At 69.3% G+C, this 26,119-nt stretch carries 24 protein-coding genes; 6 read left to right on the top strand and 18 right to left on the bottom strand.

The genetic code is table 11. From position 1 onward, the window contains the following. Positions 1–52: 52 nt before the first annotated feature. The 6 genes from NE236_RS37580 to NE236_RS37555 form a co-directional block, all read right to left on the bottom strand. Positions 53–1,387, bottom strand: coding sequence for a glycoside hydrolase family 27 protein (locus tag NE236_RS37580; protein WP_252847041.1), 1,335 nt, complete (start codon positions 1,385–1,387; stop codon positions 53–55). Positions 1,388–1,389: 2 nt separating this feature from the next. After that, positions 1,390–2,913 carry a glycoside hydrolase family 28 protein gene (locus NE236_RS37575; RefSeq protein ID WP_252847040.1) on the bottom strand — a complete coding sequence of 508 codons (1,524 nt, stop codon included), beginning with the start codon at positions 2,911–2,913 and terminating at the stop codon, positions 1,390–1,392. A 40-nt stretch (positions 2,914–2,953) separates the two neighbouring features. Further along, positions 2,954–4,165 (bottom strand): glycoside hydrolase family 88/105 protein, encoded by a 1,212-nt coding sequence (locus tag NE236_RS37570; RefSeq protein ID WP_252847039.1) that lies wholly within the window; start codon positions 4,163–4,165, stop codon positions 2,954–2,956. Beyond that, entirely contained in the window at positions 4,158–5,918 is a 1,761-nt protein-coding gene (locus NE236_RS37565; RefSeq protein ID WP_252847038.1) for an alpha-L-fucosidase, read from the bottom strand. Before NE236_RS37565 ends, NE236_RS37570 begins: the two co-directional genes overlap by 8 nt. Before the next feature lie 133 nt (positions 5,919–6,051). Then, the gene (locus NE236_RS37560) at positions 6,052–8,088 is read right to left on the bottom strand and encodes a PQQ-dependent sugar dehydrogenase (RefSeq protein WP_252847037.1); all 2,037 of its coding nucleotides are present in this window, start codon (positions 8,086–8,088) and stop codon (positions 6,052–6,054) included. A 236-nt stretch (positions 8,089–8,324) separates the two neighbouring features. Further along, positions 8,325–9,335 (bottom strand): chitinase, encoded by a 1,011-nt coding sequence (locus NE236_RS37555; protein WP_252847036.1) that lies wholly within the window; start codon positions 9,333–9,335, stop codon positions 8,325–8,327. Between the two features lie 236 nt (positions 9,336–9,571). Here NE236_RS37555 and NE236_RS37550 point away from each other — a divergent pair, with 236 nt between their 5' ends. From NE236_RS37550 to NE236_RS37540, 3 genes are all read left to right on the top strand, one after another. After that, positions 9,572–10,243 carry a FadR/GntR family transcriptional regulator gene (locus tag NE236_RS37550; RefSeq protein ID WP_252847035.1) on the top strand — a complete coding sequence of 224 codons (672 nt, stop codon included), beginning with the start codon at positions 9,572–9,574 and terminating at the stop codon, positions 10,241–10,243. A 258-nt stretch (positions 10,244–10,501) separates the two neighbouring features. Next, positions 10,502–11,080, top strand: coding sequence for a sigma-70 family RNA polymerase sigma factor (locus tag NE236_RS37545; protein WP_252847034.1), 579 nt, complete (start codon positions 10,502–10,504; stop codon positions 11,078–11,080). Further along, positions 11,077–11,886 carry an anti-sigma factor family protein gene (locus tag NE236_RS37540; RefSeq protein WP_252847033.1) on the top strand — a complete coding sequence of 270 codons (810 nt, stop codon included), beginning with the start codon at positions 11,077–11,079 and terminating at the stop codon, positions 11,884–11,886. Before NE236_RS37545 ends, NE236_RS37540 begins: the two co-directional genes overlap by 4 nt. 47 nt (positions 11,887–11,933) lie before the next feature. Here the strand turns inward: NE236_RS37540 and NE236_RS37535 are convergent, their stop codons facing one another. The 7 genes from NE236_RS37535 to NE236_RS37505 form a co-directional block, all read right to left on the bottom strand. Then, the gene (locus NE236_RS37535; protein ID WP_252847032.1) at positions 11,934–12,533 is read right to left on the bottom strand and encodes a GTP-binding protein; all 600 of its coding nucleotides are present in this window, start codon (positions 12,531–12,533) and stop codon (positions 11,934–11,936) included. Continuing rightward, positions 12,514–12,966 (bottom strand): DUF742 domain-containing protein, encoded by a 453-nt coding sequence (locus NE236_RS37530; RefSeq protein ID WP_252847031.1) that lies wholly within the window; start codon positions 12,964–12,966, stop codon positions 12,514–12,516. The genes NE236_RS37535 and NE236_RS37530 overlap by 20 nt, the downstream gene beginning before the upstream one ends. A gap of 2 nt (positions 12,967–12,968) precedes the next feature. Beyond that, positions 12,969–13,382 carry a roadblock/LC7 domain-containing protein gene (locus NE236_RS37525; protein ID WP_252847030.1) on the bottom strand — a complete coding sequence of 138 codons (414 nt, stop codon included), beginning with the start codon at positions 13,380–13,382 and terminating at the stop codon, positions 12,969–12,971. Positions 13,383–13,393: 11 nt separating this feature from the next. After that, positions 13,394–15,898, bottom strand: a complete 2,505-nt coding sequence (locus NE236_RS37520) for a sensor histidine kinase (protein ID WP_252847029.1) — start codon at positions 15,896–15,898, stop codon at positions 13,394–13,396. 226 nt (positions 15,899–16,124) lie between these two features. Continuing rightward, on the bottom strand, positions 16,125–17,735 hold the full coding sequence (locus NE236_RS37515) for a prenyltransferase/squalene oxidase repeat-containing protein (protein ID WP_252847028.1): 1,611 nt from the start codon (positions 17,733–17,735) through the stop codon (positions 16,125–16,127). Continuing rightward, positions 17,732–18,637, bottom strand: coding sequence for a terpene synthase family protein (locus NE236_RS37510; RefSeq protein ID WP_252847027.1), 906 nt, complete (start codon positions 18,635–18,637; stop codon positions 17,732–17,734). Before NE236_RS37510 ends, NE236_RS37515 begins: the two co-directional genes overlap by 4 nt. Before the next feature lie 92 nt (positions 18,638–18,729). Next, a complete protein-coding gene (locus NE236_RS37505) occupies positions 18,730–20,094 on the bottom strand; it encodes a cytochrome P450 (RefSeq protein ID WP_252847026.1) in 1,365 nt (454 codons plus the stop codon). 389 nt (positions 20,095–20,483) lie between these two features. Here NE236_RS37505 and sthA point away from each other — a divergent pair, with 389 nt between their 5' ends. Further along, complete coding sequence (sthA, locus tag NE236_RS37500) at positions 20,484–21,890, top strand: Si-specific NAD(P)(+) transhydrogenase (protein WP_252847025.1); 1,407 nt, start codon at positions 20,484–20,486, stop codon at positions 21,888–21,890. 9 nt (positions 21,891–21,899) lie between these two features. On the opposite strand, the gene NE236_RS37495 is transcribed toward sthA, so the two are convergent. Both NE236_RS37495 and NE236_RS37490 read right to left on the bottom strand, forming a co-directional pair. After that, the gene (locus tag NE236_RS37495; protein ID WP_252847024.1) at positions 21,900–22,643 is read right to left on the bottom strand and encodes a class I SAM-dependent methyltransferase; all 744 of its coding nucleotides are present in this window, start codon (positions 22,641–22,643) and stop codon (positions 21,900–21,902) included. Between the two features lie 72 nt (positions 22,644–22,715). Further along, complete coding sequence (locus NE236_RS37490) at positions 22,716–22,859, bottom strand: hypothetical protein (RefSeq protein ID WP_252847023.1); 144 nt, start codon at positions 22,857–22,859, stop codon at positions 22,716–22,718. Between the two features lie 99 nt (positions 22,860–22,958). Between NE236_RS37490 and NE236_RS37485 the strand changes: the two genes are divergently transcribed. Continuing rightward, positions 22,959–23,135 carry a hypothetical protein gene (locus tag NE236_RS37485; protein WP_252847022.1) on the top strand — a complete coding sequence of 59 codons (177 nt, stop codon included), beginning with the start codon at positions 22,959–22,961 and terminating at the stop codon, positions 23,133–23,135. Positions 23,136–23,145: 10 nt separating this feature from the next. Here the strand turns inward: NE236_RS37485 and NE236_RS37480 are convergent, their stop codons facing one another. The 3 genes from NE236_RS37480 to NE236_RS37470 form a co-directional block, all read right to left on the bottom strand. Then, positions 23,146–23,793 carry a class I SAM-dependent methyltransferase gene (locus NE236_RS37480; protein WP_252847021.1) on the bottom strand — a complete coding sequence of 216 codons (648 nt, stop codon included), beginning with the start codon at positions 23,791–23,793 and terminating at the stop codon, positions 23,146–23,148. 19 nt (positions 23,794–23,812) lie between these two features. Further along, a complete protein-coding gene (locus NE236_RS37475) occupies positions 23,813–25,159 on the bottom strand; it encodes a hypothetical protein (RefSeq protein WP_252847020.1) in 1,347 nt (448 codons plus the stop codon). Between the two features lie 158 nt (positions 25,160–25,317). Then, positions 25,318–25,530: a hypothetical protein gene (locus NE236_RS37470; RefSeq protein WP_252847019.1), complete on the bottom strand. Its 213-nt coding sequence runs from the start codon at positions 25,528–25,530 to the stop codon at positions 25,318–25,320. A 60-nt stretch (positions 25,531–25,590) separates the two neighbouring features. Between NE236_RS37470 and NE236_RS37465 the strand changes: the two genes are divergently transcribed. Next, positions 25,591–26,064, top strand: a complete 474-nt coding sequence (locus tag NE236_RS37465; RefSeq protein ID WP_252847018.1) for a MarR family winged helix-turn-helix transcriptional regulator — start codon at positions 25,591–25,593, stop codon at positions 26,062–26,064. The last annotated feature ends 55 nt before the right edge of the window (positions 26,065–26,119 follow it).

The raw sequence follows: 26,119 nt of genomic DNA, 5'->3' as shown, positions 1-26,119 counted from the left end.
GGTGGGCCGCCCTGAGGGGCTGGAGCGGCCCACCGCATGGGGACGGTCGGGGTCAGAGGGGATGAGCGCGGATCAGGCGCGTCTCTCCGGGCCGGAGCGTGGCGCTGTAGGACGTCGCCACGGTGCCGGTGTCCTTGCCCGACCACAGGTCGGTGACGTCGGCGCTGCCGGAGAAGCCGACCTGGGACCAGGTGACGCTGACGGTGGAGCTGCCGGAGGTCCCGGTGTTGAACAGCGCCACGACGTAGTCGCCGTTCGCCTCCTTCTTGCGCCAGACCTGCTTGACGCCGCTGTTCACGACGCGGCCGGCGGCGACGCCGTCCTGGTCGACGCCGATGAGGCGGTCGTTGGTCAGCATCGCCTTGTCGGTGCTGTTCAGGTCGGTCAGGTCGGTGCCGAGCAGCAGCGGCGAGGCCGCCATCGCCCAGAGCGTGAACATCGACCGTCGCTGGTCGGCGGTCAGGCCGGCCTGGTCACCGTTGCCGATCTCGAGGGAGTCGAGGTCGTTCCAGCCGCCCGGCCCGGCGTACTGCTGCCAGGTCGCGGCCGACCCGAACCGGGTCGAGACGTGCGACCAGTCCGTCAGCGGATAGCCGCTGCCGTTGGAACCCGACCCGCAGTAGCACTCGACGTCGCCCTGGGTGCGCCAGCTGTTGGCCAGCTTCTTCCAGGTCGCCGCGTTGGCGATCGGCAGGTTGTTGGACAGCGCGAAGTTGATCGGCCGGCCGGTGGCGCGCAGCGCCGTGTCCCACGCCTGGACGTCCGGGATGTCCGCGCTGCCCACGCCGTCGATCTTGAGGTAGTCGACTCCCCACGAGGCGAACAGCCGTGCCCAGGAGTTCACGAACTCCTGGGCGCCCGCCTTGGAGTAGTCGATGTAGTACATGTTCTTGCAGTTGTAGTTCTTCTCCGTCTTGGACGTGTCCGCGATGTCCTTCGCGTGGTACGACGTGCCCTCGATCGGGGTGTTCTTCGTGACGGCGTTCTTGGCGATGCCGGGCGTCACGTAGAAGCCGAACTTCAGTCCTTCGCCGTGGATGTGGTCGGCGAGCGCCTTGATGCCGGAGGGGAACTTGGACGTGTCGACGGCCCAGCGCCCGTACGAGTCGACGGTGAAGCCGTTCGAGTCGCACTTCTGCCAGAAGTCGTCGAGGTTGATGTAGACGAAGCCGTGGTCGCTCAGGCCGCTGCTCGCGAGGGCGTCGGCCTGGGCCTTGATCTTCGCCTCGGTCGGCCAGCGGCGGACGAAGCTCCAGCTGCTCCAGCCCATCGCGGGCCGGACCGACAGGCCGTTGTCCGACGCGTGCGCGGCGGGGGTCGTGAGCGCCGCGCCCGTGGCGGCGGCCGTGGCCGCCGCCAGGGCGAGCGCCGCGATGCGGGATCTCATCGTCAGCCCCCGCAGGACTCGGTCGAGCCGCTGGAACCGACGCGCAGCGCGCCGCCGGAGGTGTTGGTGCTCGACGCCGCGCAGTAGCCGGTGACGTTCTGGAACAGCAGGTCCGAGGGGCTGTCGCCGCCGCGCTGCGCGGTGAAGTGGTCGAAGCTGATCGCGCTGCCCGCGTTGGCGATGACCGCCGGCCGGCCGTCGTCCTTGGCGAACTTGACGGAGCCGTTCACGAACTTGATGGTGTTCGCGTTGTGGATGTACCAGCCGTACGCCGGGCGGGTGCCGATGCTCTTGGGGTTGTAGTCGCCGCTGTCGCTGGGGACGCCGGTGCCCATCGTGCCGTTGCCGCCGGGAACCGTCAGGTCGACGTTGGTGAACGTCACGTTGCTGATCTGGTTGCCGCCGGACTGGCCCCAGATGGTGGGGCTGAACGACGGGCTCGCGCCGGTGCCGGTGACGTTGTCGTACGTGATGTTCGAGATGTGGCCGACGCCGGGGCTGTTGCCGCAGCGTTTCCGGGTGCCGACCTTGAGCATGATCGGCGAGCGTACGCCGGACATCGTGATGTCGCTGTAGTGCACGTCGGAGATGTTCGCGCCGTCCATCGACACCAGGCCGAGGCCGGACTTCTGCGCCCCGGTGATGGTGATGTGGGAGAACCGGTAGTCCGTGAAGTCGCCGCAGGTCTCCGAGCCGAACATCAGCGCGTTGCAGCACTTGGCCGACAGCTTCGAGTCGGTGACCGTGACGTGGCCGTTCGGCAGTTTGGAGCCGAGGGCGTAGTCGCTCTTGAACGGCAGGGCGTCGTCGTTGGCGGCGATGTTCGCGTTGGTGATCGTGACGTTGGTCGTGCTGATGATGTTCCAGCCGTCGCGGTCACTGGCCGTGTCGATGGTCAGGTGGTCGGACGTGACCTGGTCGCAGCCGTTGATCAGCGCCGCGAAGTGCCCGCCGCGCCGCAGCGTGATCCCGCTGAGCGTCAGGTTCGTGCAACGGGTCAGCGAGATGATCTTGTCCGCCTGGCCGCTGTCCGGGTTTCCGGTGATCAGGTGACCGCCGCCGTCGATGGTCCCGGAGCCGGTGAAGCCGATGTTCGTGAGCTTGTCGCCCCAGATCATCGCGTTGTGGAAGTGGCTGTGCCCGTAGTCCTGGTACTTGTCGTTGGAGTTCGACTCGGGCTTGTCGTAGCCGGTCCCGCTCGCGCCCTTGACGGTGGAGCCGGAGTCGAGCTGGAGCGTGACGTTGCTCTTCATATGGATGGTGTTCGAGGACTTGTAGGTCCCCGACGGGAAGCGCACCGTGCCGCCGCCCGCGTCGTTGGCCGCGGTGATGGCCTTGTTGATCGCGGAGGTGTCGTTGGCGTCGCCGTCGCCCTTCGCGCCGTAGTCCTTGACGTTGAAGGTGCCGGCGGCGGTCGCGCGGGAGGCGGTGGCGGCCATCACGGGCGGCTGGACGAGGCCGAGGACGGCGACCAGCCCGATGAGGACGGCAAGCGTCCTGACGAGGGGTTTCAGGGTGATCTTCATGGTTCTTTCCGGGGAGGAGGCGGGAAAGAGGGGCAGGGGTTCAGCGGATCGCTCCTTCCGTGCGGACGAACTGCTCGTTCATGATCAAAAAGGCCCCGAGGCCGTGGAAGTCGTTGGTCGCCCGGGTCCGGCCGACGTAGTAGGAGAAGGACCCGACGTTCGTGCCGACGGAGATGTCGGTCAGGTTCGTACGGCCGTCGCTCCCCAGCGAGATCTTCTTGAGCACGCCCTGGTAGGCGCGGTCGGCGACCGTCTTGTAGTGCGCGTCGATGTAGCCCTGCTCCACGGCTCGTGACAGCGCGAAGGCGAACATGCTGGAGCACGATGTCTCGGTCCAGTTGCCCGACTGCGACCCCTTGTCGACGACCTGGAACCAGCGCCCGGTGGCCGGGTCCTGGTAACGCTCGAGGCCGGCGGCGAGGTCGCGCAGGATGGTCAGCAGCTGTGGCCTCCGCGCGTTGCTCGCCGGGACGGCGTCCAGCACGTTGACCGTGGCCATGGCGTACCAGCCGATCGCCCGGCACCAGTGCTCCGGCGCCAGACCGGTCTTGGAGTCCGCCCAGCTCGCCTTCTTGGACTCGTCGTAGGCGTGCCTCAGCAGGCCGTTCGACACCTGCAGGTGCGTGCCGTACACCACGAGCTGCTTGGTCGCCTCGTCGTCGGTGTAGGCGGTGTCGCCGAACTCCTGGCCGTACTCGACGAGGAACGGGTCGACCATGTACGCCCCGTCGGCCCACAGCTGGTGCGCCCGGCTGCTGGACGTCCCGTGCCAGAACGCGCCGTCGGAGGTCCGCGGGTAGGTCTTGAGGCGGTCACGGATCTTGGCGGCGGCGGTCTGGTAACGCGCCTGGCCGGTCTCGTGGTGCAGCAGGACGAGGATCCGGCCCGCCTGCATGCTGTCGAGGTTGCTGAAGCTCTGGCCGATGTTCCCCTTCGAGTCGACGAAGCGGTCCGCCCAGCTCTTGATGTACGACAGGTACTTCGCGTCGTGGGTGCGCTGGTAGACGAGGTACTGGCCGTACAGGTACAGCCCGACCGGGTACGACCAGCCGCCGATCTTGCTCGGAGTGTCGCGTGCGGTCGTCGAGTCGACGACCGCCACCGACCAGTCGGTGGCCGCCCTGGCGGCGTGTCCCGGGCGGGCGGCCGACGCCGGCGTGGTGAGCGTGGCCAGCGCCGCGCAGAGCAGCGCGGTGACGGCGACCGCGGGCGAGCGTCCCGACCCGAGAATGCGCTTTCTCGGCTTACGCATAGTCCGACCCCAGCCACATCTCGTCGATCAGGAGCTTCTTGTAGAACTTGGTGGCCGAGGACGCGGCCCAGGTGCTGTCGACCTCCAGCCGCACGTACCGCGCGGAGGCGATGCCGAGGTCGATGAACCGCACGCCGCGGGCGCTGGGCATCGTGCCGGACTTCACGGTCGTCCAGGTCGTGCCGTCAGTGCTGGACTGGACCTTGTACGCCTTGATCCGGGCGGAGTCCTCGGTGCTCGACCGCTTGTAGCTCACCGACCACTCGCGCTGGTTGACGCCGAGGTAGGCGACCTTCTTCGCCGAGCCGAGATCGAGGGTGACGGTGACGGGGAGGGTGCCGTTGTTGTCCCACCACTTCAGGTAGCTGCCGTCGACGAGGTCGCTCGCCGGATAGCCGCTCTTGGACGCGCTCGCGGTCGCGGTCACGCCGGAGTAGATGCCGGTGCGGCCGGACGTCTCGACCTTGAAGACCGTGTCGTAGGTGTCCCAGTCGCCGATGCCGGTGATGGTCAGGGAACCGCCGGACTGGCCGAAGCTCAGCGCCGCGCCGGTGCGCAGGTTCGTGACCTTGGTGACCTTGTAGCCGTTGTCCCGGACCTTCAGCGTGCTCGTCGACGGCTTGGTCAGCACGTGGACGTAGTGGAGGTTCGGGTCCGTCTTGCTGACCGTGGTGACGCCGTACGCCCCGTCGTTCCACGAGCCGGGCTGCAGGCCGCCGTACATGTAGCCGCCGCCCTCGGTGCCGTCGATCGAGCTCCAGATTGGGCCGAGGTAGCCGTTCAGGAAGGTGTTGTACGAGGTCTGGTTCGAGGGGAACGTGCCGTTGACCTGCGCCGTCTCGGCCATCAGCGACTTGATCGAGGAGCCGGCGTTGGTGACGAGCCGGCCGACGTTCAGCGCCTTGTCGACCGAGGAGTTCGAGCCGTCATACCACCAGGCGCCGGTCGAGGGGAGCTTGTAGCAGGCCTCGGTGAGCCGCGGCGCGGGGGACCAGGTGGCGGCGGGGTAGTCGTACGACGGGGTCATGCCGGTCTTCTGCTCGTTGCTGACCGTGTCCATGATCGGCGTGTCTTCGTTGTTGTTGGACAGCAGCATGTCCGGCCGGTCCTGGCGGATCTTCTCGTACAGGCCGTGGTCGATCCAGTACTGGCTGTCGTTGTCGATCCAGAACCCGGCCAGGTCGGGGTAGTTCTGCATGACCTCGACGAAGTTGTCGTAGGAGAACTGCCCGAAGCCGTCGTTGGTGGTGAGGTCGACGGTCTTGCCCTTGTACTTGGAGTAGGCGGAGGAGTCGAGCCACTCGTGGCCGCCCTCGTCGTGCCACTGCGGGTCGTTGGTCATGTAGAGGATGACCTTCAGCCCCTTGGCCTTCGCCGCGCTGATCAGCTCGCCCAGGAAGTCCCGCTTGGTGGTGCAGCTGCCGGGGACCTTCGACGGCCAGGCGCGCGCGTACCCGAGGCGGCTGTGGAACGACGCGAGGACGAGGTACTTGGCGTGCAGCTTCTGGGCCTCACCGACCCAGTAGTCCGCGCTCCAGCCGCCCTTCGTGACGTCGGACTCCCAGGTGCTGCAGTTCGTGTGGGCGGGGCTCGTCCGCAGGCCCCAGTGCAGGAACAGCCCCGCGGTGGAGTTCCGCAGCCAGTCCTGGCGCGGGTTGGTCAGCTCGGCGCGCGCGGGGGTGGCCGTGGTGGTCAGGGTGAGGGCGAGCGCGGCCAGGCCGGCGGCCGGGAGGCGCAGTGATCGTCGTCGCATGGCGGGGGTTCTTCCTGGCTGTGGCAGGGGCTGCCCGGATGGGGACCGGCGGTGCCGGTTGGGGGTGACCGCGCCCCCGGGCCCCTGGCGCACCGGGGACGCGGTCACGAAACGGGGTTACTTCAGGAGGTGGTCACTTCAGGTCGATTCGGAAGACCTTGTCCGAACCGTCGGACTGGTTGCCGTTGTTGTCGCAGTTGGTGGTGGACAGCCACAGCGCGTTCTTGCCGGGGACGGTCTCCACGGTGCGCAGCCGGCCGTACGTGTTGACGTAGTAGGCCGCCGGCGTGCCGGTGGTGGTGCCGCTGACCGGGACGCGCCACAGCCGCTGGCCCTTCAGCGCCGCGACGTACAGGGCGCCGTCGGCGTACGTGATGTCGCTGGGGGAGGCGTTGGCGACCGGCCACTGCACTTTCGGGTTGGTCATCCCCGAGGTGCTGCAGGAGCCCTCACAGGTCGGCCAGCCGTAGTTCTTGCCCGGCTCGATCAGATTGACCTCGTCGTACTTGCTGTTGCCGAACTCGGCCTCCCACAGCCGTCCCTGCGGGTCCCAGGTGATGCCCTGCGGGTTCCGGTGCCCGTAGCTGTAGACGAGAGTGCCGAACGGGTTGCCGGGTGCGGCCGTCCCGTCGGTGGTCATCCGCAGGATCTTGCCGTTGAGGGAGGTCTTGTCCTGGGCGAGGTCGGGCGTCTGCGCCTCGCCGGTGGTGGCGTACAGGTAGCCGTCCGGGCCGAACTTCAGTCGTCCGCCGTTGTGGTAGCGGTTCTTCTTGATGCCCTGGACGAGGATCTTGTAGCCGCTGAGCGAGCTGCCGTCGTAGGTCATCCGGACGATCCGGTTGCCCTCCGACGCCGTGTGCATGATGTACACGTAGTGGTCGCTGCTCCAGTTCGGCGAGACCGCGATGCCCAGCAGGCCGCCCTCACCGTCGGTGGTCACCGCGTTCGGCACGGTGCCGACCTGGGTCTTCGTGCCGCTCTGGGTGAGCTTGAAGACCTTGAAGGAGTCGCGTTCGGTGATCAGCGCGGAGCCGTCCGGGAGCCAGGACATCCCCCAGGGGATCGTCCAGCCGGACGAGACGGTGGTGATGCTCGACGGCACGCCGCCCCCGGAGGACGACTCCGTCTTCACCGTGACCGCGTTGCTGGCGTCGGAGACGTTGTTGCCGGCGTCCTTCGCCTTCACCGTGAACGTGTAGGAGGTGTTCGCGGCCAGGCCGCTGATCGTCGTGGAGGTGGTCTTTACCCCGGTGACGATGGCCGTGCCGCCGCTGTAGACGTCGTATCCGGTGACTCCGACGTCGTCGGTGGAGGCGTCCCAGGCCAGGGAGACGCTGCCGCTCGTCACCGCGGTCGAGCGCAGGTTCGCCGGAGCGGTCGGCGGCTGGGTGTCCGACGTCGCCGTGGTGGTCACCGTGACCGAGGCGCTGCTCGGCGAGACGTTGCCCGCGGCGTCCCGCGCGAACACGGTCAGCCGGTACTGCGTCTTCGGCGTCAGGCCGGTGATCGTCTTGCTCGTCGCGGTACCGGCGGCCTCGGAGATCTTGTTGCCGTCGTTGTAGATGTCGTAGGCGGCCACGCCGACGTCATCGGTGGCGGCGTCCCACGCGAGGGTGATGCTGTCGCTGGTCACCGCCGTCGAATGAACGTTGCCCGGGGTCGTGGGCGCCTGCGTGTCGCCGCCGGTCGTGCCGTAGACCTGCAGCTCCTGGAGGGAGTAGCCGTAGCCGCTGGTGTTCCGGCACCGGCTCGTGCCGTACACCCGGACGTACCGGCCGCTCGCGGTCAGCCCGGTGAGGTCGTCGGTGCCGCCGTCCCCGGAGGTCGTCGAGTAGACGTCCGTCCAGGTGGCGTGGTCGCCCGAGGTCTGGACGCGGTACGCCGTGGCGCACGACAGGTCCCAGCCCAGCTTGACCTCGCTGACCTGCGCGGTCGCGCCCAGGTCGACGTAGATCCACTGCGGGTCGGAGTCGCGCACGCTGGCCCAGCGTGTGGAGGTGTCGCCGTCGACCGCGTACTTGGCGGCGTACCCCGATCCGCCTTCCGATGACGCCGTCGCGGGCTTGTTCTGGCTGAGCAGCACGGGTGCGGCCCCGTGCGCCGGTGATGCTCCGATCAACAGCCCGGCGCCGAGGGTGCCCAGGCCGAGTAAACCAAGGATTCTGTTCATGATCCTGCCGCCGCTCCTGGAACGGAAAGATGGGATCTTTGCTGGAAATGTAACAGCAGTGTTTCCCGTGTCAATGGATTGTTGGATTTTGGTAGATGCAGCTCTACCGGGTGTTCGATCGGTGGTAACGGGGTCGTGCCGGCGAGGCGGCGCGGCGCCGAGTCCGACGATACATCGGATGTCTCGATGTGCTCGGCGTGCCCCCGCGAGCGCGGGAGCACGCCGGGACGGTGGGGTCAGCCCGTGTACTGGGCGAAGATCTTGCTGAAGGCGTACGCCGACTGGGAGACGCCGCTGCACGAGTCGCCGGCGCTCTGGCCGGAGCCGCACTGGCGGTCGCGGTTGACGGCCCAGAAGGTGAGCCGGGCGATGTGGTGCGTCTTCGCGTACGACAGGATCGTCGAGAAGTCGCCGGTGGTGACCGTCTCGTCGGACTCGTCGGTCTTGCCGTTCATCGACGAGATGCCGATGTGGGAGTAGGCCACCGAGTCGCTGTAGCCGTACGCGCTCTTGACGGCGTTCTTCAGCCCGTCCGCGGCGGCGGTCGTGACGCTGCCCATCGAGCCGCTGTGACCGCCGAAGTCGAACGGCATGATCACCCAGCCGTCGTTCGCGAGGCCGGCCTTGGCGCCCCGGTTGATCAGGGCCTTGCCGGTGGAGTCTGGGCCGCTCGGCGTCGTGCCGAACGTGATGTAGGTCTTGATCCCGGAGTTGTTCGACTTGACGATCTTCAGGGCGTCGATGACCCGCTGCTGGACCGTCCCGCTGGAGAACTCGGTGGACTCGATGTCGATGTCGATGGCCTTGAGGCCGTAGGCGTCGATCACCTTCTGGTACGCGCCGGCGAGGGCGGAGGCGCTCGAGCAGTGGTCGCCGAGCTTGTTGCCGCTCCAGCCGCCGAACGAGACGACGACGTCGCCGCCCGCCGAGCGGATGGAGTTGATGGCGGTCTTGTCCGAACCGGTGAGCGAACGGCTGCCGTCCCACTTCGGGGTGCAGCCGCCGTCCGACAGGACGAAGGCGAGGGTGAGCCACTTGACGCCGGTGGCGGACAGCACCGAGGCGGGTGCCTGCGGGCTGCCCCAGCCGAGGTACTCGTACGGGGCGACGGCGACGCCGGGCGATGCGGCGGCGTTCGGGCCCGCGTCGCGGGCGGTGGGAGTGGCGTGGCCGGGTGCGGCGAGGGCCACCTGGGCGGCCGTCACGGCGGCGGCCGCGGCGAGCAGGGTACGCGGGGCAATGGGCACGGTCGGTCTCCTTTCGCCGATCCGGTACGCGGCCCCCGACGCGCCCCCGGCCGGCAATGTCCGAGTGCGGTCTTGGTTAGGAAACCTTCCTAACCGACGACTGCCGATGTCATCATCGGTCGACGCGTTGCGTCAAGCCCCTCCGGGCGTGTGGCCGGTGTGGGCCACATGGCAGTCTGGGAACGCGCAACGTTCCGGTGGCGTTCACCGGAGGAGCCGGTAGGGGAGGGGCGACGATGCCGATCACGGACGACGCGATCGAGAAGATCAAGGGAATGATCGTGTCCGGTGAACTACGGCCCGGTGACCGGCTTCCCAAGGAGGCGGACCTGGCGGCCCAGCTCGGGCTGTCCCGCAACTCCCTCCGGGAGGCCGTCCGGGCCCTGTCACTGGTCAGGATTCTCGATGTCCGGCAGGGGGACGGCACCTACGTCACGAGCCTGGAACCGAAGGCGCTGCTCGACGGGTTGAGCTTCATCGTCGACCTGCACCACGACAAGACCGTGCTGGAGTTCTTCGAGGTCCGCCGCATCCTTGAGCCCGCGGCGACCGCGCTGGCGGCCCAGCAGATCAGCCTCGAGACCGTCGACGCCCTGCGCGACCACCTGGCCAAGGTCACCGACGAGTCCGACGTGGAGGACCTCGTCGAGAACGACCTGGAGTTCCACCGCCGGATCGCCGAGGCCGCCGGGAACTCCGTCCTCTACTCCCTCGTCGACACCCTCTGCGGCCCGACCATCCGGGCGCGCGTGTGGCGCGGGCTCACCCAGGAGGGGGCGCTGCGGCGGACCCTGGACGAGCACCACGCCATCCTCGACGCCCTGGCGGCCCGGCAGGCGGACGTCGCCCGGGCCCTGGCCACCGTGCACGTCGCCGGCGTCGAGCAGTGGCTGCGCAAGGCACTGTGAGCCGCCGTCCCGGATCCGGCGGAAAAATCCGTCCGCGTTGAACCACGCGCCGGGCCGGGCGCGTACTCCCTGTCGTCACCGGAACCGCCGTCACCGGAACACGGGAGGGATGACGATGGGACTGCACCGCCACGGGCACGCCCCACGGGTCCACGCGTCCACGTGCGAGCCGCCGGGAGCGGTGCCGCACGCGCGATCCGGTCGCCGCCGGGTCTATCGTTGACCATCGCGCTCCCGACCGTCCGGAGAACCCCCGCCATGGCATTTCCCGGAGCGCGCGGCAGGACGAAGGCACGGACCTGGTTGCGCGCGCTGCGTCCGGTGACCGACGCCGATGACGAGCTGATCATCGCTCGGCTGTACGAGGAGTACCACGACCCCCTGCTCGCCTTCGTCGTCCGCCAGACCGGCGGCGACCGGCAGTGGGCCGAGGACGTCGTCCAGGAGACGATGATCCGCGCGTGGCGCAGCCTGGACCAGCTCGACGTCGAGGCGGGTAGCCTGATGCCTTGGCTGGCGACGGTCGCCCGCCGTATCGTCATCGACGAGAGGCGCCGCCGGGGAGCGCGGCCCCAAGAGGCGGGCGAGGGACCTCTGGAGAATCTCCAGACCCCGGACGGCATGGAGGATCTGCTGCGCGGCGTGGTCGTATCCGAGGCGTTGAAGTCGCTGAGTCCTGCGCACCGCGAGGTGCTCACCGAGACCGTCCTGCGCGACCGCACGGTCAATGAGGCCGCCGAGGTGCTCGGCATCCCGGTCGGCACGGTCAAGTCACGGGTCTACTACGCGCTCCGTGCGCTGCGCGTCGTACTCGAGGAGATGGGGGTGACGCCGTGACCGGGCATGAGGGGACCGTTCAGCACACCGACGTCGGCGCGTACGCCCTGGGACTGCTCGAGGACGACGACCGCCGGGCCTTCGAGGTCCACTTGGCCGACTGCCCCGCGTGCTCGGCGGAGGTGGCCGACCTGTCCGGCATGCGGGAGCTGCTGGCGGGCGTCCGGCCGGAGTGGGAGGACGCCGGACCGGAGGCGGCCGAACGTGGACTGGGGGCGAGTGAACGTGGCCTGCCGGGGCCTGAGACGGCCGGAGGCGGTCCGGCGGGTCCCGCGCCCGCCGAGGGCTCCGCCGACGTCGTGAACCTGCTCCGCCGCCGCAGGGTGGCCGCGCGCCGGCGCCGCCGTGGCACCGCGATCCTGGGCGCGGCGGCCGGTGTGGCGCTGCTGGCGGGCGGGGTCACCGTCGGCGCCGCCGTGGCCGGACGCGGTGACGGCATGGTCATGCCGCACGGCCACGCCAACATGCCGGCGGACCTCCTCGGATGGGGCGAGACGCACGGCGCCACGAGCCGCAGCACGGGGGCCACCGGGATCGTGGCCATGGAGAGTAAGGGCTGGGGCACGCACGTCGCCCTGGACCTCGGCAACGTCAAGGGCCCGCTCACCTGCCGGCTCATCGCGGTCACGCGGTCGGGGCAGCGGCACGTCGTGACGGAGTGGGCCGTGCCGCCCAAGGGCTACGGTGTGCTGGGCTCGCCCGACCACCTGCAGGTCCACGGCGGTACGGCGGTGGCGCGCCAGGACCTGGCCAGGTTCGACGTGGAGGTGGAGGGCGGCGGCGCGCTCCTGAGCATCCCGGTGTGACCGGGACGGCGACGACCTACGGTCGCCGCGCCCCAGGGTCGGCCGACCTACACCGTGGCGGTCCGCGCCTGTTTCCGCGTCTTCATCGCGTGCTGGACGAGGGCCACCAGGACGTCTTTGCAGGACTCCTTGTCGCGGGCGTCGCACAGCATCACCGGGACGTGCCGCCCGAGGTTGAGCGCCATCTCCACCTCGTCCAGCTCGAACCGCTCGGAGCCCTCGAAGCAGTTCACCGCGACGATGAACGGCGTGCCCCGCCGCTCGAAGTAGTCGACCGCGGGGAAACAGTCGGCGAGCCGCCGGGTGTCGGCGAGCACGACCGCGCCGAGCGCCCCGATCGCGATCTCGTCCCACATGAACCAGAACCTCTTCTGACCGGGGGTGCCGAAGAGGTAGAGGACCAGTTCGTCCTTCATGGTGATGCGCCCGAAGTCCATCGCGACCGTCGTGGTGGCCTTCGCCTCGATGCCCTCCACGTCGTCGACGCCCACGCTCTTGTCGGTGAGGAACTCCTCGGTCCGCAGCGGCTTGGTCTCCGATACGGTCCCGACCAGGGTCGTCTTGCCCACGCCGAAGCCGCCCGCGATCACGATCTTGATCGCCTTCGGCAGCCTTCGGCCCCGTCGATCAAAGCGCCTTGAGTCCATCGATCACCGCCAGGTACAGGTCGTCGTCGTCCGCGAGCTCCGCCTCCGTCTGCGGGTCCTCAACGCTGATGAGGCCCTTGGCGAGCAGATCTCCGAGCAGCACTCGGACGGTGACGGTCGGAAGGTTCAGGTGCCCGGCGATCTCGGCCACCGACATGGGCTCGTCACAGAGCCGGACGGTGGCCTGATGCTCGGGGTCCAGGCCGAGTTCGGGCGCCGGGGGGAGCCCCGTGGCCACGACCATCGTGATGAGGTCGAACGTGCCGCGGACCGGCTCCGTACGCCCGCGGGTCATGACGTACGGACGAACGAGCGGTCCGGCCTGCTCGTCCAGCCATCGTTCGTGCGACTCGCCGTCCACGGGTGGCCCCGCGGATTCGACGGAGGGCAGATCGCTCGGTGCGTCCTCCTGCTCGGACGGATCGTTCGTCATCGTCACGGCACCGGGTCCGCGGAGCGGGACGCGGCCGTGAGGTGATGGCCGAGGCCGGAGGCGAGCATCTCCATCTCGTAGGCGATGAGTCCGATGTCGGCCTGCTCACTGCTCAGCACCGCCAGACAGGCACCCTGACCGGCGACGGTGACGAGGAGGTATGCCGATCGCATCTCGACGATCGTCTGCAGCACTGGACCGCCGTCGAACCGCTCGCCGACGCCCTTCGCCAGGGACTGGATACCGGCCGCGACCGCGGACAGGTGCTCGGCGTCGTCCTGGCCGAGGTCCGCCGACGCGGCCATGAGCAGGCCGTCGGCGGACAGGACGATCGCGTGCGTGGCCTCTTTGACCCGCTTGACCAGGTCGTCGAGCAACCAGGCGAGTTCGGCGGGGGGCTCTGTCTTCTGTGCCACTACTAGTCCTTCTACGCTTCTTCGTCTGCGATCGGGCCGGTCGGGCGGCCGGAGTCCGGCTGGGACCTGGCCGCGTTGGCTCTGCCGCGCCGGGTGCCGGACTGGAGGCCGCTGATCGACCTGCGGACGTTCTCCGCTGACCGGTCCGTACCGGCGTTCCTGTCTTCGTCCGCCGAGGCGGTGGGTGATCCGTCTGTTCGCAGCGGATCGGCGATGCTCGCCTGCGGAACCCGGATCGGCAGTCCCGAAGGGGTACGAGACTCCTCCGAGGAGACAGGCGTGGGGGCATCGTCGTCGCCGTCCGGCGCCGCCTCGGGGCCGTCGCCCGTTGCCGGGGTCAGCGCCGTCACCGGCGCAACCGGCCGTGAGGTGCCGGCCGGGTTCGTGGCCGTGCGGCGGACGGGCGTCTTGCGTCTCCTCCTGGGCAGGCCGTCGGGGGTGGTGCCGATGGGCTCGTTCTCGGACTCGGTCCTGGATTCGTCATCGGCCTCGTGAGATTTGTCGGGGGACTGGACGGAGGATGCGGTCGCGACGGCCGTGCCCGTGGCCGCCGCCGCGGGTGCACCGACTGCCAAGAGCCGCTTCCGCGCCGCGACCGGTATGTCCTTCTTCGGCTCCGCATCGTCGGGCGGCGTCTCGACGATCAGCTCCCGCGGAACGAGCACCACGGCGGTCGTCCCGCCGTACGACGAGTGCTTGAGCGTGACGCGCACGTCGTAGCGCTCGGCGAGCCGACCGACCACGTACAGCCCGAGGTGCACCGAACTCGACAGGTTGAACTCGGGAGGATCGCTGACTCGGTCGTTGAGGGACTGCAGCAACTCGTCGGTCATCCCGAGTCCGTGGTCCTCGATCTCGATCACGTACCCCCGGGCGACCCGGCGGCCGCTGATCTCCGCCTGCGTGTAGGGCGGTGAGTAGGACACGGCGTTCTCGATGAGCTCGGCGAGGAGGTGAACGATGTCGCCGACGGCCCGGCCGGCCAGGGCGACGTCCCCGATGGTGGAGGCGACACTCACCCGGGTGTAGTCCTCGACCTCCGCCACGGCGGACCGTACGACGTCGATCATCGAAACCGGGCGCCGCCAGCCACGGGCGGGCGTCGCCCCGGACAGGACGATGAGGTTCTCGGCATTACGCCGCATCCGGGTCGCCAGGTGGTCGACGCGGAACAGTTCCTCCAGGTCCTTCGGATCGTCCTTCCGGCGTTCCATGTCGTCCAAGAGGGTGAGCTGCCGGTGGACGAGGGCCTGGGAGCGGCGCGCGAGGCTCAACAGGATGTCGCGGAAGCCGCGACGCAGCTCGGCCTGCTCGACGGCGGTCCGGATCGCGGTCTCCTGGACCGAGTTGAAGGCGCGCCCGACCTGGCCGATCTCGTCGCTACCGAACGACAAGGGCGGCGCTTCGGCCTCGACATCCACGCTCTCTCCGTGGCCGAGCCGCTCCACGACGCGCGGCAGGCGTTCGTCGGCCAACTCCCGCGCGGCCTTCCGTAGCTTCTCCAGCTGCCGGAGCAGCGCTCGGGTCGTGGTGATGGAGACGACGACCGAGGTGATGACGGCCAGGAGGCCGAGGCCGCCGGCCAGCACGAGGCGGATGACGACGCCGATGCCGATCGGCGTCGCCTGCTTGACGAGCCGGTCACCGCCGCCGAACACCGCTTTTGACAACTGCGCCAGTGCCGGGTCGGCGGTGGCCCTCCACTGGGCAGCGGTGATCGGCAGCCTCTTGCCCGCCTTGGCCTTTGTGACCAGGAGTCCTTCGACTGCGGTGAAAGCGCGGACCTGTGTCCCATTCGCGGCCAGTTCGTACGAGGTCCGGTCGGTGGATCCGAGCTCCTCCAGAACCTTGTCGAAGGCGTATCTCCGAGCACCGATGATCTGCATGAGCTGCACGTATTCGGCGCTCGTGAAATGTTTGGTCACGAGCAGCCCGGACAGCGTCGCGTCCTCTTGGGAGAAGAGCTCCCGTGCCCGGTTGAGTTCGACCATCGTCCGAACGTCCTTGGCGAATTCCTTGTCGTCCAGAGTGGCGAGCGAGTCGTCGATTTCGAAGATCGCGCTGATGGCACCGGTGTAGATCGAAGAGGCCGTGGCACGGTCGATCAGGCCCGAGTCGATCGCGGCGCGGCTGGCGATGAGCCGGTCGAACTGTGTGATGCCCGAGTCGATCGCCTGCTTGAGCGCCCGGCTCTGCGCGAACTGCACGTTGTCGCCGCGGGCCAAGCGCTTGAACCGCGCCACGGCCCTGTCGGTACGGACTCGCTGGGCCTGAAGGGCCGCCCGTTGCTGCGCGTGCGGGTCGGCCATCCGGATCAGCGACAGGCGGCGCTCCTGCTGGAGTTCGGGCTGCAGCGCATCGAGCGGCTGTGCGACCCCGGTGTTGACCACGGAGACCCAGAGGAGGTTCACCCCTTCGCGCAACGTCACCCAGGCCGCGAACGCCCAGAGAGCGACCAGTGAGAGCAGCAGGACCGTGATCTTCGTTCGAAGACGCGAGTTGCGGAAGCGCATCATTCAGGCCCCGGGGGCGAAGAAAGTATCAGTACGGTGTCCATGCGGAATTTCGTGACGTATTTCGAATGTGAGGGTATCCTGCAGGCCCGTCGTGCGCGTGGGATGCGCCGCGTACGTGCCGAACTCTCCGGCGACGTCGGACTCTAGCAATGCGTCACGTACCAATTCAAGGCGACAAGAGGTGAAAAGGGGGGAATTGGTACGATTTGGGTGGGTTTTTCGTACCTCAAGCGGTTAATTGACAGGAGGGCGAACCGACCCTCTCGGAGAGGTGCAGCGCCGCCAATGTGGCGGATCGCACAATGCTCACCGGCAGGTAGAGGTCCTTGTCGTGCCAGAGCGGCGGATCGTCCGGGCCGGCCGGACACCGGCGGAGATGGTCACGGCCGCGTACGGCGGCCCACAGGCGTGCGGCGTCGAGCCGTGGTTCCGTCCCCGGTCCCCGGTCTCTGGTCAGGAGGAGGATCTGGAGCGCGTACGCGGTCTCCTCTGCGGTCCCCGTCCAGCGGCCCCATGAGCCGTCCGCCCGCTGCGTCGCCAGCACCCATCGGACGGCCCGGTCGACCGCGTCCGTCGACTCCGGCCCGCCGAAGTCGTGGAGCGCGAGCACGCAGCAGAAGGTCGCGTAGTAGGGCGAGGCGTGCCACCGATCCCACCAGCTGCCGTCGCTCCGCTGACGGTCGCGCAGCCAGGCCGACACCTTGGCGATCGTCGCGGCGTATCGCGCGGCCGGTCCCGTGCAGCCGTGCCCGCGGTACTGCCCGAACGCCTGCAGCACATGGGCGTTCGTCGTGACCGACACGCCGTCTTCGCCCGGCCAGGTACTGAAATGCGACTCGGTCTCGAACGTCCAGAGGGGATCGGGCGGCCGGGAGACGCCGACGAGCGCGAGAGCGTACAACGCGCCCGCGGTGGTGTCGGCGTCCACCGGCAGTCCGGCCGCCGCCGCGGTCCCGGCCGGGCCGACGGCCGCCGACAGTTCCGCCACGAGGCCGTGGGGTGGGTCGAACGGGACGCCCGCGCGTGCCAGCCCGCTCAGTACCCAGGCGCGTTCGAACACGGTGATGGGCAGTCCGCAGGGCACGGGTCCGCCGTTCCGCCCGGCGACCGTCTCGAGGAACCGCCGCGCGACCGACCCGGTGGTGTCCCACGGTCGGTCACCGAGCCAGGCGGCCGTCGCCGCCGGGGAGGCCCCGATCGCTCCGGTGACCTCGGGTCGTACGGCAGGGTGGCGCCGGGCGGAGTCCCCGACGGCCTCAAGGACGTGCAGCAGCTTCTGAGGCAGGGCCTGGCCCGAGGCGAGGGCGGCCCGGATCGATGTGAGGGCCGTGCCGGTCAGTCCCCGGGGCGGGTTCAGGCGCTCGGTCTCGGGCCAGGAGATGACACCGGCGCTCAGGTGCGTGTTGATCGAGGCGATCAGGGAGGGGACGATCAGCTCGATCGCCGGCAGGTCGGGCAGGTCGGCCGCGGTCAATGACTCGCCTCCCCGCGACCAGCGGAACAGCCGGCGCAGTCCGGCGGCCGCGGCGTCGACGGTGGCGCCGCCCCGGTGCGCCTCACCGAGTAGGGCCTCGGTCGCGCTGAGCGTGGGGACGAGGGCGTAGCCGGGTTCCACGGCACCCCAGCCACCGTCCGCCCGCTGCGTTCGCAGGAGGTGCCGGACCCGATCGGCATGACCGGTCAGCCAGGGGGCCAGCGTCACCAGACGTCCCGTCTCGTACACCGACGCTGAGACCTGCCCCCAGGGTTCGGCGACCAGCCCGGCGATCAGCGTGTCCGCCTCGGATCTGGGGGCGTCCCCGTACATCGGCGCCAGGGCCGGGTCTCCCGGGGTCACGCGGCACCCCAGTAGTCCGTCATCCCGTAGTAGCCCATGCTGTATCCCAGCTGCCGTCTCAGGTACGCCGCCTCGCGTGGAAAGCCGTCGGCCAACGCGCCGATGAGCCGGTCGCAATCGCCGGCGAGCTCGTCGATCCGCCGGTCGACCTCGTCGCGGCCGACCCCGAGCATCAGGATGTTCAGATCGCCCCACGCCAGGTCCCGTTCATAGGACGCGAGGTCGTTGACCAGCCGCAGCGTGCGCTGGATCTCCTCGCCGGCGACCGCGAGCGGCCGCAGCCGCTCCGGGCCGTCCACGCTCTCGTTGGAGATCCAGTGGGAGACGTTGACGAGGTGGGACCCGAAATTGTCAGCGTTGGCGAGGTATTCGGCGAAGGTGGGGAGGGCGGATGTATCTCCGCCGGTATAGGCCGTCTTCCATTTCCATTCGCGTGCGTTCGCGCGCAGGTAGCGGCGCAGGGCGTCGCACCAGGCCGCAGACAGGGCCGGCCATACGGCGCTCGTCTCGAGCTCCGCGCGGATACTCGCGAGGAACCGCTGCAGCGGGACCTCCGTGGCTGGGACGACACTCTCCGTCACGGCCATGCATCCGCGGATGATCTCGTCGACCTCCTCCCAGGATGTCGCGACGTAGTCGACGAGCCAGTCGGCGGCAAAGGCCCACAGGGCCGTACGCGTCGCGATCCTTATTTGATCTGGGGTCGCCCACGGGGACCCGAACGCGTTGGCGAGGGCGACGCCACTGAACACCGTCGGGCCGAACGGGTCGGGTGGGAACAGCTCCGGATACGCGGCCGCGCAGTCCCGTAGATCGCGAAGGCAATCGGTGGCCAGCGCGCAGATCCGTCCATGCTCTGCGGCCGTTGCCCGTTCATCGCGGCTCGCGAGGGGAATCGCCATGCCTACCCTTCTTCGATCGAAGATCCGTCCCGGGCGGTTTCGGGCGTGGAGCGACCCGCCGAGCGCGCCGCGTCCTCGTCGTTCGTGCGGCGTCAGAGCAGACGCAGGGTCAGGTCGACATCTCGGCGGGGGCGGAGCGTAGGGCCGATCCGGGGTGTGACCGGCACGGCGCTGCAGGAGACGGGCCGGAATCGGCTCAGCACACCCGCGACGACGAGTTCGGCCTCAGTGGTGAAGGCGTGCATGCCGATGCACTGATGAGGTCCGCCGCCGAAGGGGAAGTACGCGTACCGGTGCCGTCTCCCGCCGTCCGCGGTCCGGTCGGTGGCGAACCGGTCCGGATCGAATGACCGCGGCCGGTCCCAGAACCGCTCGAGCCGGTGTGTCAGGAACGGGCTGAGCAGCACGGTGTCCCCTGCGTTGATCCGGACTCCGCCCAGGCGCGCGGGCGCTACGGCCGTCCTGGGGAACAGCCAGCCCACCGGGTAGAGGCGCAGCACTTCCTGGAGCACCTGCCGGGTATAGGTCAGATCGGACAGATGTTCGGCCTGGACCGGGCCCCGCCCGACGACCCGGTCGATCTCGTCGTACAGCCGCGCCGCCACCTGCGGGTGGGCGTCGAGGAGCGGCCACAGCCAGGTGAGCGCCCCCACCGTGGTCTCCGTACTCGTGGCGAACATCGCCACGAGGTTGTCGCGGATCCATCGATCGCTGACCTCTCCGCCGTCGGCGGTCCGGGCCTGGCACAGGGCAGAGAAGAAGTCGGGTGACGCGTCGTCGGTGCGCCGCTGCTTGTGGATCAGCGGCATGAGCACGTCGTCGATCCTCTGCACGGCCTCCCTGAAGGCCCGGTCGCCCGGGACCGGGACCGACTCGGGCAGGAAGGGCAGAAGGAACCGGAACGCCACCGCCTTGGCGACCTGGTCGAAGGCCGGCGCGAGCCGATCGTTGTCCGCGGCGGAGATCTTGCCGCCGAAGAACACACTGAGCACGGTGCGGTTCACGATCCGCGCCATCTCTGGTGTCGCCTTGACGGAGCTTCCATCTCGCGCCGGTCCGGTCAGTGGCTCGATCGCGTCGTTGACGGCCTCGGCCATTCGCCCGGCCACTGAATGGACGTGTCGGGTCGTGAGGAGGGGCTGCAGGGCCTTTCGGCTCAGTTCCCAATCCGGCCCCTCGCCGAGGATGCTGTCGCCGAAAAGCCGGCGCAGTGGACGCCAAGCCGTTCCGTTGCGAAGAAAGTTCGCGGAATCGTCCCGCAGGATGTGCTGGACGTCGTCGGGATGGGTCGCCACGTAGGCCTTGAAGATCCCGAAGTCGACGCGTACGAGTTCGCCCGCGAACCGGCCGATCTTTTCGACCTCTCCCATCGGATCGCGGAGCAGAGCGGGGATGGAGCGGTAGAGCCGGACGTTCCGGGCCGTCCGTGGCGGATCGGTGTCGATGGCTGCGGTCATCGATTGCTCATCCGTTCCGGGTTGGGTTCGGGTGGGGAATCCGTGGCCGGTGTTCGATCGGACCGCCTACCTTCTGACCGATCTGGCAAAGCAGCAGTTGGGGGAGGTCTTGCACGATGGGTCAAGGTCGTCGCGAGAAGTGGGATGCAGGGGGTCAATGACTGCTTACGGGGAGTATTGCATAATCACCCCCTTATTGGGAGAAGTGTGATTTAGGAGACATTCGTCTGGTATCGGCGGTGGCTCCGCCCTGGCCGCACGGGTGGGGCGGTGGCGTGCTGCTGAAACCCAGGCCGCGCGGAGGTGGAAGCGTGGTGACATCGAGGCTTCCGCCGGCCGAGGTCCGGGGAAAGCTAGATCATTCACCCGAGGCCGGTCAGACTGAGGCGATGTACGACTTCGACGTGCTCGTCCTGGGAACGGGGCCTGGCGGTCAGAAGGCCGCCATCGCGGCGGCCAAGCTCGGCCGCCGCGTGGCCGTGGTCGAACGCCGGAACATGATCGGCGGCGTGTGCATCAACACCGGGACCATTCCGTCGAAGACCCTCCGCGAGGCGGTGCTGTACCTCACGGGCCTCAACCAGCGTGAGCTGTACGGGCAGAGCTACCGCGTCAAAGAGGAGATCACCGTCGCCGATCTCGCCGCGCGGACCCAGCATGTGGTGGGCCGCGAGATCGACGTCGTCCGCAGCCAGCTCTCCCGGAACCACGTGGCCGTGCTCAGCGGTACCGGGCGGTTCACCGACCCGCACACCGTCGAGGTCACCGACGACGCCACCGAGCGCCGGACCCGCGTCAGCGCCGAAAAGATCATCATCGCCACCGGCACCCGCCCGGCGCGCCCGGACACCGTGGAGTTCGACGAGCGCACCATCATCGACTCCGACGGCATCATCAGCCTCGACCGGCTGCCCCAGACGATGGTCGTCGTCGGCGCCGGCGTCATCGGCATCGAGTACGCCTCGATGTTCGCCGCGCTCGGCACCAAGGTGACCGTCGTCGAACGGCGGGACCGCATGCTGGAGTTCTGCGACCTGGAGATCATCGAAGCGCTGAAGTACCACCTGCGCGACCTCGCGGTGACGTTCCGGTTCGGAGAGAGCGTCGCCGCGGTGGAGCGGCGTGGCGGCGGGGCGATGACCATCCTGGAGAGCGGCAAGAAGATCCCGGCGGACACGGTCATGTACTCGGCCGGCCGCCAGGGCGCGACCGACCAACTCGACCTGGACCACGCGGGGCTGGAGGCCGATCCGCGCGGGCGGATCGCGGTCGACGAGTACTTCCGCACCGCCGTGCCGCACATCTACGCGGTCGGCGACGTCATCGGCTTCCCCGCCCTGGCCGCGACGTCGATGGAGCAGGGGCGCCTCGCCGGCCACCACGCCTGCGGCGAGCCGGCCCGCGAGATGCAGCAGCTGCAGCCGATCGGCATCTACACCGTCCCCGAGATCAGCTTCGTCGGCCGCACCGAGGACCAGCTGACCGCCGAGCGCATACCGTTCGAGGTGGGCATCTCCCGGTACCGCGAGCTGGCCCGCGGCCAGATCATCGGGGACTCGTACGGCATGCTCAAGTTGCTGGTCTCGCCCGAGGACCGGCGACTGCTGGGCGTGCACGTCTTCGGCACCGGCGCCACCGAGCTCGTGCACATCGGCCAGACGGTGATGGGCTGTGGCGGCACCATCGACTATCTCGTCGACGCCGTCTTCAACTATCCGACGCTGGCGGAGTCGTACAAGGTCGCCGCCCTCGACACGATGAACAAGATGCGCGAGATCGCCCGCCTGTCCGACTGACCGGGCGTCTCAGCCTCCGGCCCGCCGGGCGGAGAACTCCAGGCGCACGTAGTCGACCACCGGCTCGGCCAGCTCCGCCGCGACCGCGTGCACGAACCCCTGATGCTCCGAGCGTGGCAGCCGGTCGAGGTGCGCTCCGAGCACGACGGTGGCCAGGTAGCTCTCGAACTGCTCGCCCGGTTCGAGCCGGGCCGGGTCCGGCACGAGGTCGGCCCGGACGTCCGTGAAGCCGGCCCGTTCGAGGCGCTGCCGCGTCTCCTCGGCGCCCGCGAAGTTCCACACTTCGGGGTCCTCACCGGTGACCTTCGCCAGCGCGGCGCGCACCCGCGCGATGTTCCCCCGCCCGCCGCAGTCGGCGACGAACGGTGCGCCGGGCCGCAGGGCCCGTGCGATGTTCGCGAAGAGCACGTCGTGGTCGTGGATCCAGTGGAAGGTCGCGACGCTGAAGGCGGCGTCGGCCCGGGCGATCGGCAACGGCTCGGTGAGATCGGCCTGGAGCACGTCGACCCGGTCGAGGCCGTCCGCGAGCCTGGCGCGGAGCCGGTCCAGCATGCGCGCCGACCCGTCCACCGCGATGACGCGCCCCTGGGGCAGCAGGTCGAGCAGTGCGGCCGTGTCGCGGCCGGTGCCGCAGCCGGCCTCCAGAACGGTCTCGTCGCCGCTGAGCGTGAGCCGGTCAAGGGTGCGTCGTCCCCACCGCAGGTGCGGCAACGGCAGGGCGTCGTACGCCGTGGCGTCCCATTCTCTGATCACCGTGATCACCCCTTCCCGGTGGCCAGCCTAGGGTCATCTCACATCACAAGAAAGTTCGTCTCATATGTTGGTCTATGCGATCGGGCCGGTCGGTCGTCGACGAGTCTCGGGGGCGCGTGCGAGCGCGCCGGAGGGATCGGCCGCGGCGAGCGCGCTCACGTGCAGGCCCTCGTCGATGAAGCGGGCGAAGGCGGCGACCGGATCACGGAAATTCATGCACAGAACGCCCGGCGACTTGCGAATACGAAAAGTAGTGGCTTGACTACTGCTCGTGTTCTTCTTGTCTACTGGCCGTGCCGCGCGGAGCGGGCGCGCATGAACGACGACCTCGCCCAGGCCCTGCAGGAGCTCCGTAAGGTCCTGGCGCTGCCGACCGTGGGGCGGTCGACCCGCAGTGGAGAGCTCACCGAGCTCCGGCGGCTGATCGAGAGCTACCCCGACGAGGCGCGCGTGATCCTGCGGGAGGTCGCGGGCGACGCGTCGGTTCCCTGATCCCTCCCGTTCAGGAGCCGGCGGGCCGCCGGAACTCCGCGCGCCAGCGGCGTACCGGTGGGTCCTCATCGTCGTGGAGGTCCTCGATCCGTATGGCGGGCAGCGGGAATGCCTCGATCTCGGCGCGGGTCAGCGGCCAGGGCATCCGGCCCGGATCGTCGCCCTCCTCCCTGGCGCGGGCGATGACGAGCAGGGTCCCGCCGGGCGCGACCAGGTCGGCGGTGCCCGCGATGGCGCGCCTGCGCGCGTCCTCGCGGAGCACCTGGATCGTGTAGATCTCCACGACCAGGTCGAACCTCCGCCGCCACGCCGCGGGAGGGGCGAGCAGGTCCGAGACCCGGTAGTCCACGCGGGAGTCCGGAAAGCGGCCGCGGGCGCGGGCGACCGCGGTCTCGGAGACGTCGAACGCGGTGACGTCGTAGCCGAGCCCGGCCAGGTGCTCGGCGTCGTCGCCCAGCCCGCAGCCGACGACCACGGCGCGGCCGGAGCCGGGCCGCGCCCATGCCCGCAGCATCGGGTTGGGTTCCAGGTCGGCCCAGGGCACGATCGCCTCGCCGCGCTCGGCCGCCGCGTACAGCCGCTCGAACCATCCGGTGGCGTCGTCCTCGGCGATCGACTCGGCCGCCAGCCGCCGTGCGTACGCCCGTTGCTCGTCCACGTTCACCACGGTGATCTGGTCAGCTTCGGGGGCAGGCGGGGAAGAGCCCGCGCGTGCCGGAGGGGTAGGCGGCCGGGTCGGTGAAGCGGCAGCCGAAGTCCGGGCGCGCGACCTCCGCCGGTTCGGTGACCGGGTCGCCGGCCGGACGCGAGCCGCCGTGCACCCAGCGGGCCAGGTCGTCCCAGGCCTGCCCGGCCTCGGCCGGGGAGAACTCACAGTGCTGCGCCGTCCGGATGGCGCGCTGGACGACGAGGCCGGACCGGTGGGTGCGGGCGACCTCCGACCCGTAGATCTCCTCCATCGAGAACGGCACGAACATGTCGCCGAGGCCGTGCAGGGTGACGACCTTGGCGGTCGGCAACCCGAAGATCCGCGGGATCTGGGACAGCCGCGGGGAGTACCGGTCGACCGGGTCGGCGGGGCGCACCCGCCGGACGGTGGCGTTCACGTCGACCGGAGCGTTCGGCGTGTACCGCGTGCGGGCGTTGCCGGCGAGCTGCGAGGGGTTCTCCGCCAGGCTCGTACCGGTCGCGGGGGCGCCCAGACTGAACAGGAAGTCCTTCCAGGCGGGGAAAGCAGCCTCCGCGCCGGGCCGGGGCCCGCCCGAGCGGTTCACGACGATGGCGCGCAACTGCTTGCCGAGGTCGTTGGTGGTGTCCGGACCGCCCGGCTTCAGGCCGCCCAGCCCGAGCGCCTGCTGGATCCTGGGCACGGCGTTGGTCAGGTAGTCGGCCGGCGGGGGATAGGCGCGCACGCCGGCGAGGTCCTGCGCCACCAGGTTGTAGTCGAGGAAGAAGTCGAACAGCCGGTTGTCGCCGAGGACCCCGCACATCGGCAGGGCGCCGGAATAGAAGTGCGGGTACTGCTCGATCGACCGGCCGATCACATGCCCGCCCATGGACACGCCCGCGATGTAGGTGCGCCTCGGCCGGCGCTGCGACCGGGCGAACAGGTCCGCCAGGTCCCGGGTCTCGACGACCCCGGAGCGTACGTCGTAGCCGTTGTCGGCGTACGAGGACGCGGCCCAGGCGTAACCTTCGCCGATCAGCTTCTGCCGCAGCCCGAAGGTGGGCGGGTCGACGGTCAGCGTCGTGGTCTGGCCGCGGTAGCCGTGCGCCCACATCACCAGCTCGCCGTTCCAGTTCGGCGGGACCTCGATGTCGTACGCGGCGTGGTGGAAGACGCCCTGGCGGACGGTCGTCGTCCGGCCGTCGACCGTCAGCGGCGCGAGCGCCGGGTTGCTGATGGTGTACGGCGGCAGCGGCTGGTCGTCGGGGACCGCCGCCGCGCCGGCGGGCGGTGCGCTCCCGAGCGACAGGGCGATGGCGGCGCCGGTGACGAGGGAAGCAAGCCGGCGAAGGCGCATGGACGATCTCCTCGCAGAGCCGTCGTGACCGGTGGGGTGCGGTCACGGAGGTACGGCCGGCGTGCCATCGTCGGCAGGCGTTCGCCGGTCGGACTCCGCACCCTAGAGGCGCGGCCGTCGGACGGCAAGATCATCCTTGTTGGGGGCCGGAACGGCGGTCAGCGCATGCCGCTGGCCATCATGACGATGAGGATGGCGACGTGGGTGACGATCACGAACCCGATGATGAACATGAACAGGAACTTCGCGGGACCGTGCTCGAAGACCTTCCCATCTTTGAGAGGGCCGCGCTCGGCGTCGCGCTTGGCGATGCGCTCCGCGAACTTCTCCTCGTAGGACTTCTTGCGTGGGACGAGCTGGTCACCGGTCATCGTTGGTACCCCAATCGTTGGTGCACAATATGTTAATCGCGCCAACCACCTGGAGATTCCATGGCCGAACGTGACATAGACGACCCGCTCGCACTGGAGCATCAGGTGTGCTTCGCCCTGTCGGTCGCCGCGCGCGGCGTCGTCGCCGTCTACCGGCCGCTGCTCGAGCCGCTCGGCCTCACGCATCCGCAGTACCTCGTGATGCTCGCGCTCTGGCAGCACGCGCCGCTGTCGGTGAAGGAGCTGAGCCGGCTGCTCCAGCTCGACCCGGGCACCCTTTCGCCCCTGCTCAAGCGCCTGGAGGCCGTCGGGTACGTCGAACGCGGGCGCGACGGCCGGGACGAGCGGGTGCTGGCCGTCACCCTGACCGCCGAGGGCCGGGCGCTGCGCGCGGAGGCCGAGAAGATCCCGCCGACCATCGTCGAGCGTCTGGGCATGGAGGTCGCCGAACTGCAGGATCTCCATGTGGCCCTGACACGGGTCATCGGCGCCGCTCAGGGGGCCGTCGCCCACGCCACCGGAACCTCCGGTTGAGATCCCGTTTCAAGATCTCCGGTTTTTGCAGGACGAACCGGACGAGACTGGATAA

It is taken from the genome of Actinoallomurus purpureus (assembly GCF_024055795.1).
Classification (GTDB): domain Bacteria; phylum Actinomycetota; class Actinomycetes; order Streptosporangiales; family Streptosporangiaceae; genus Actinoallomurus; species Actinoallomurus purpureus.
Note: the sequence above shows the minus strand (reverse complement) of the source record. Positions and strands in the feature narration are given on the sequence as shown.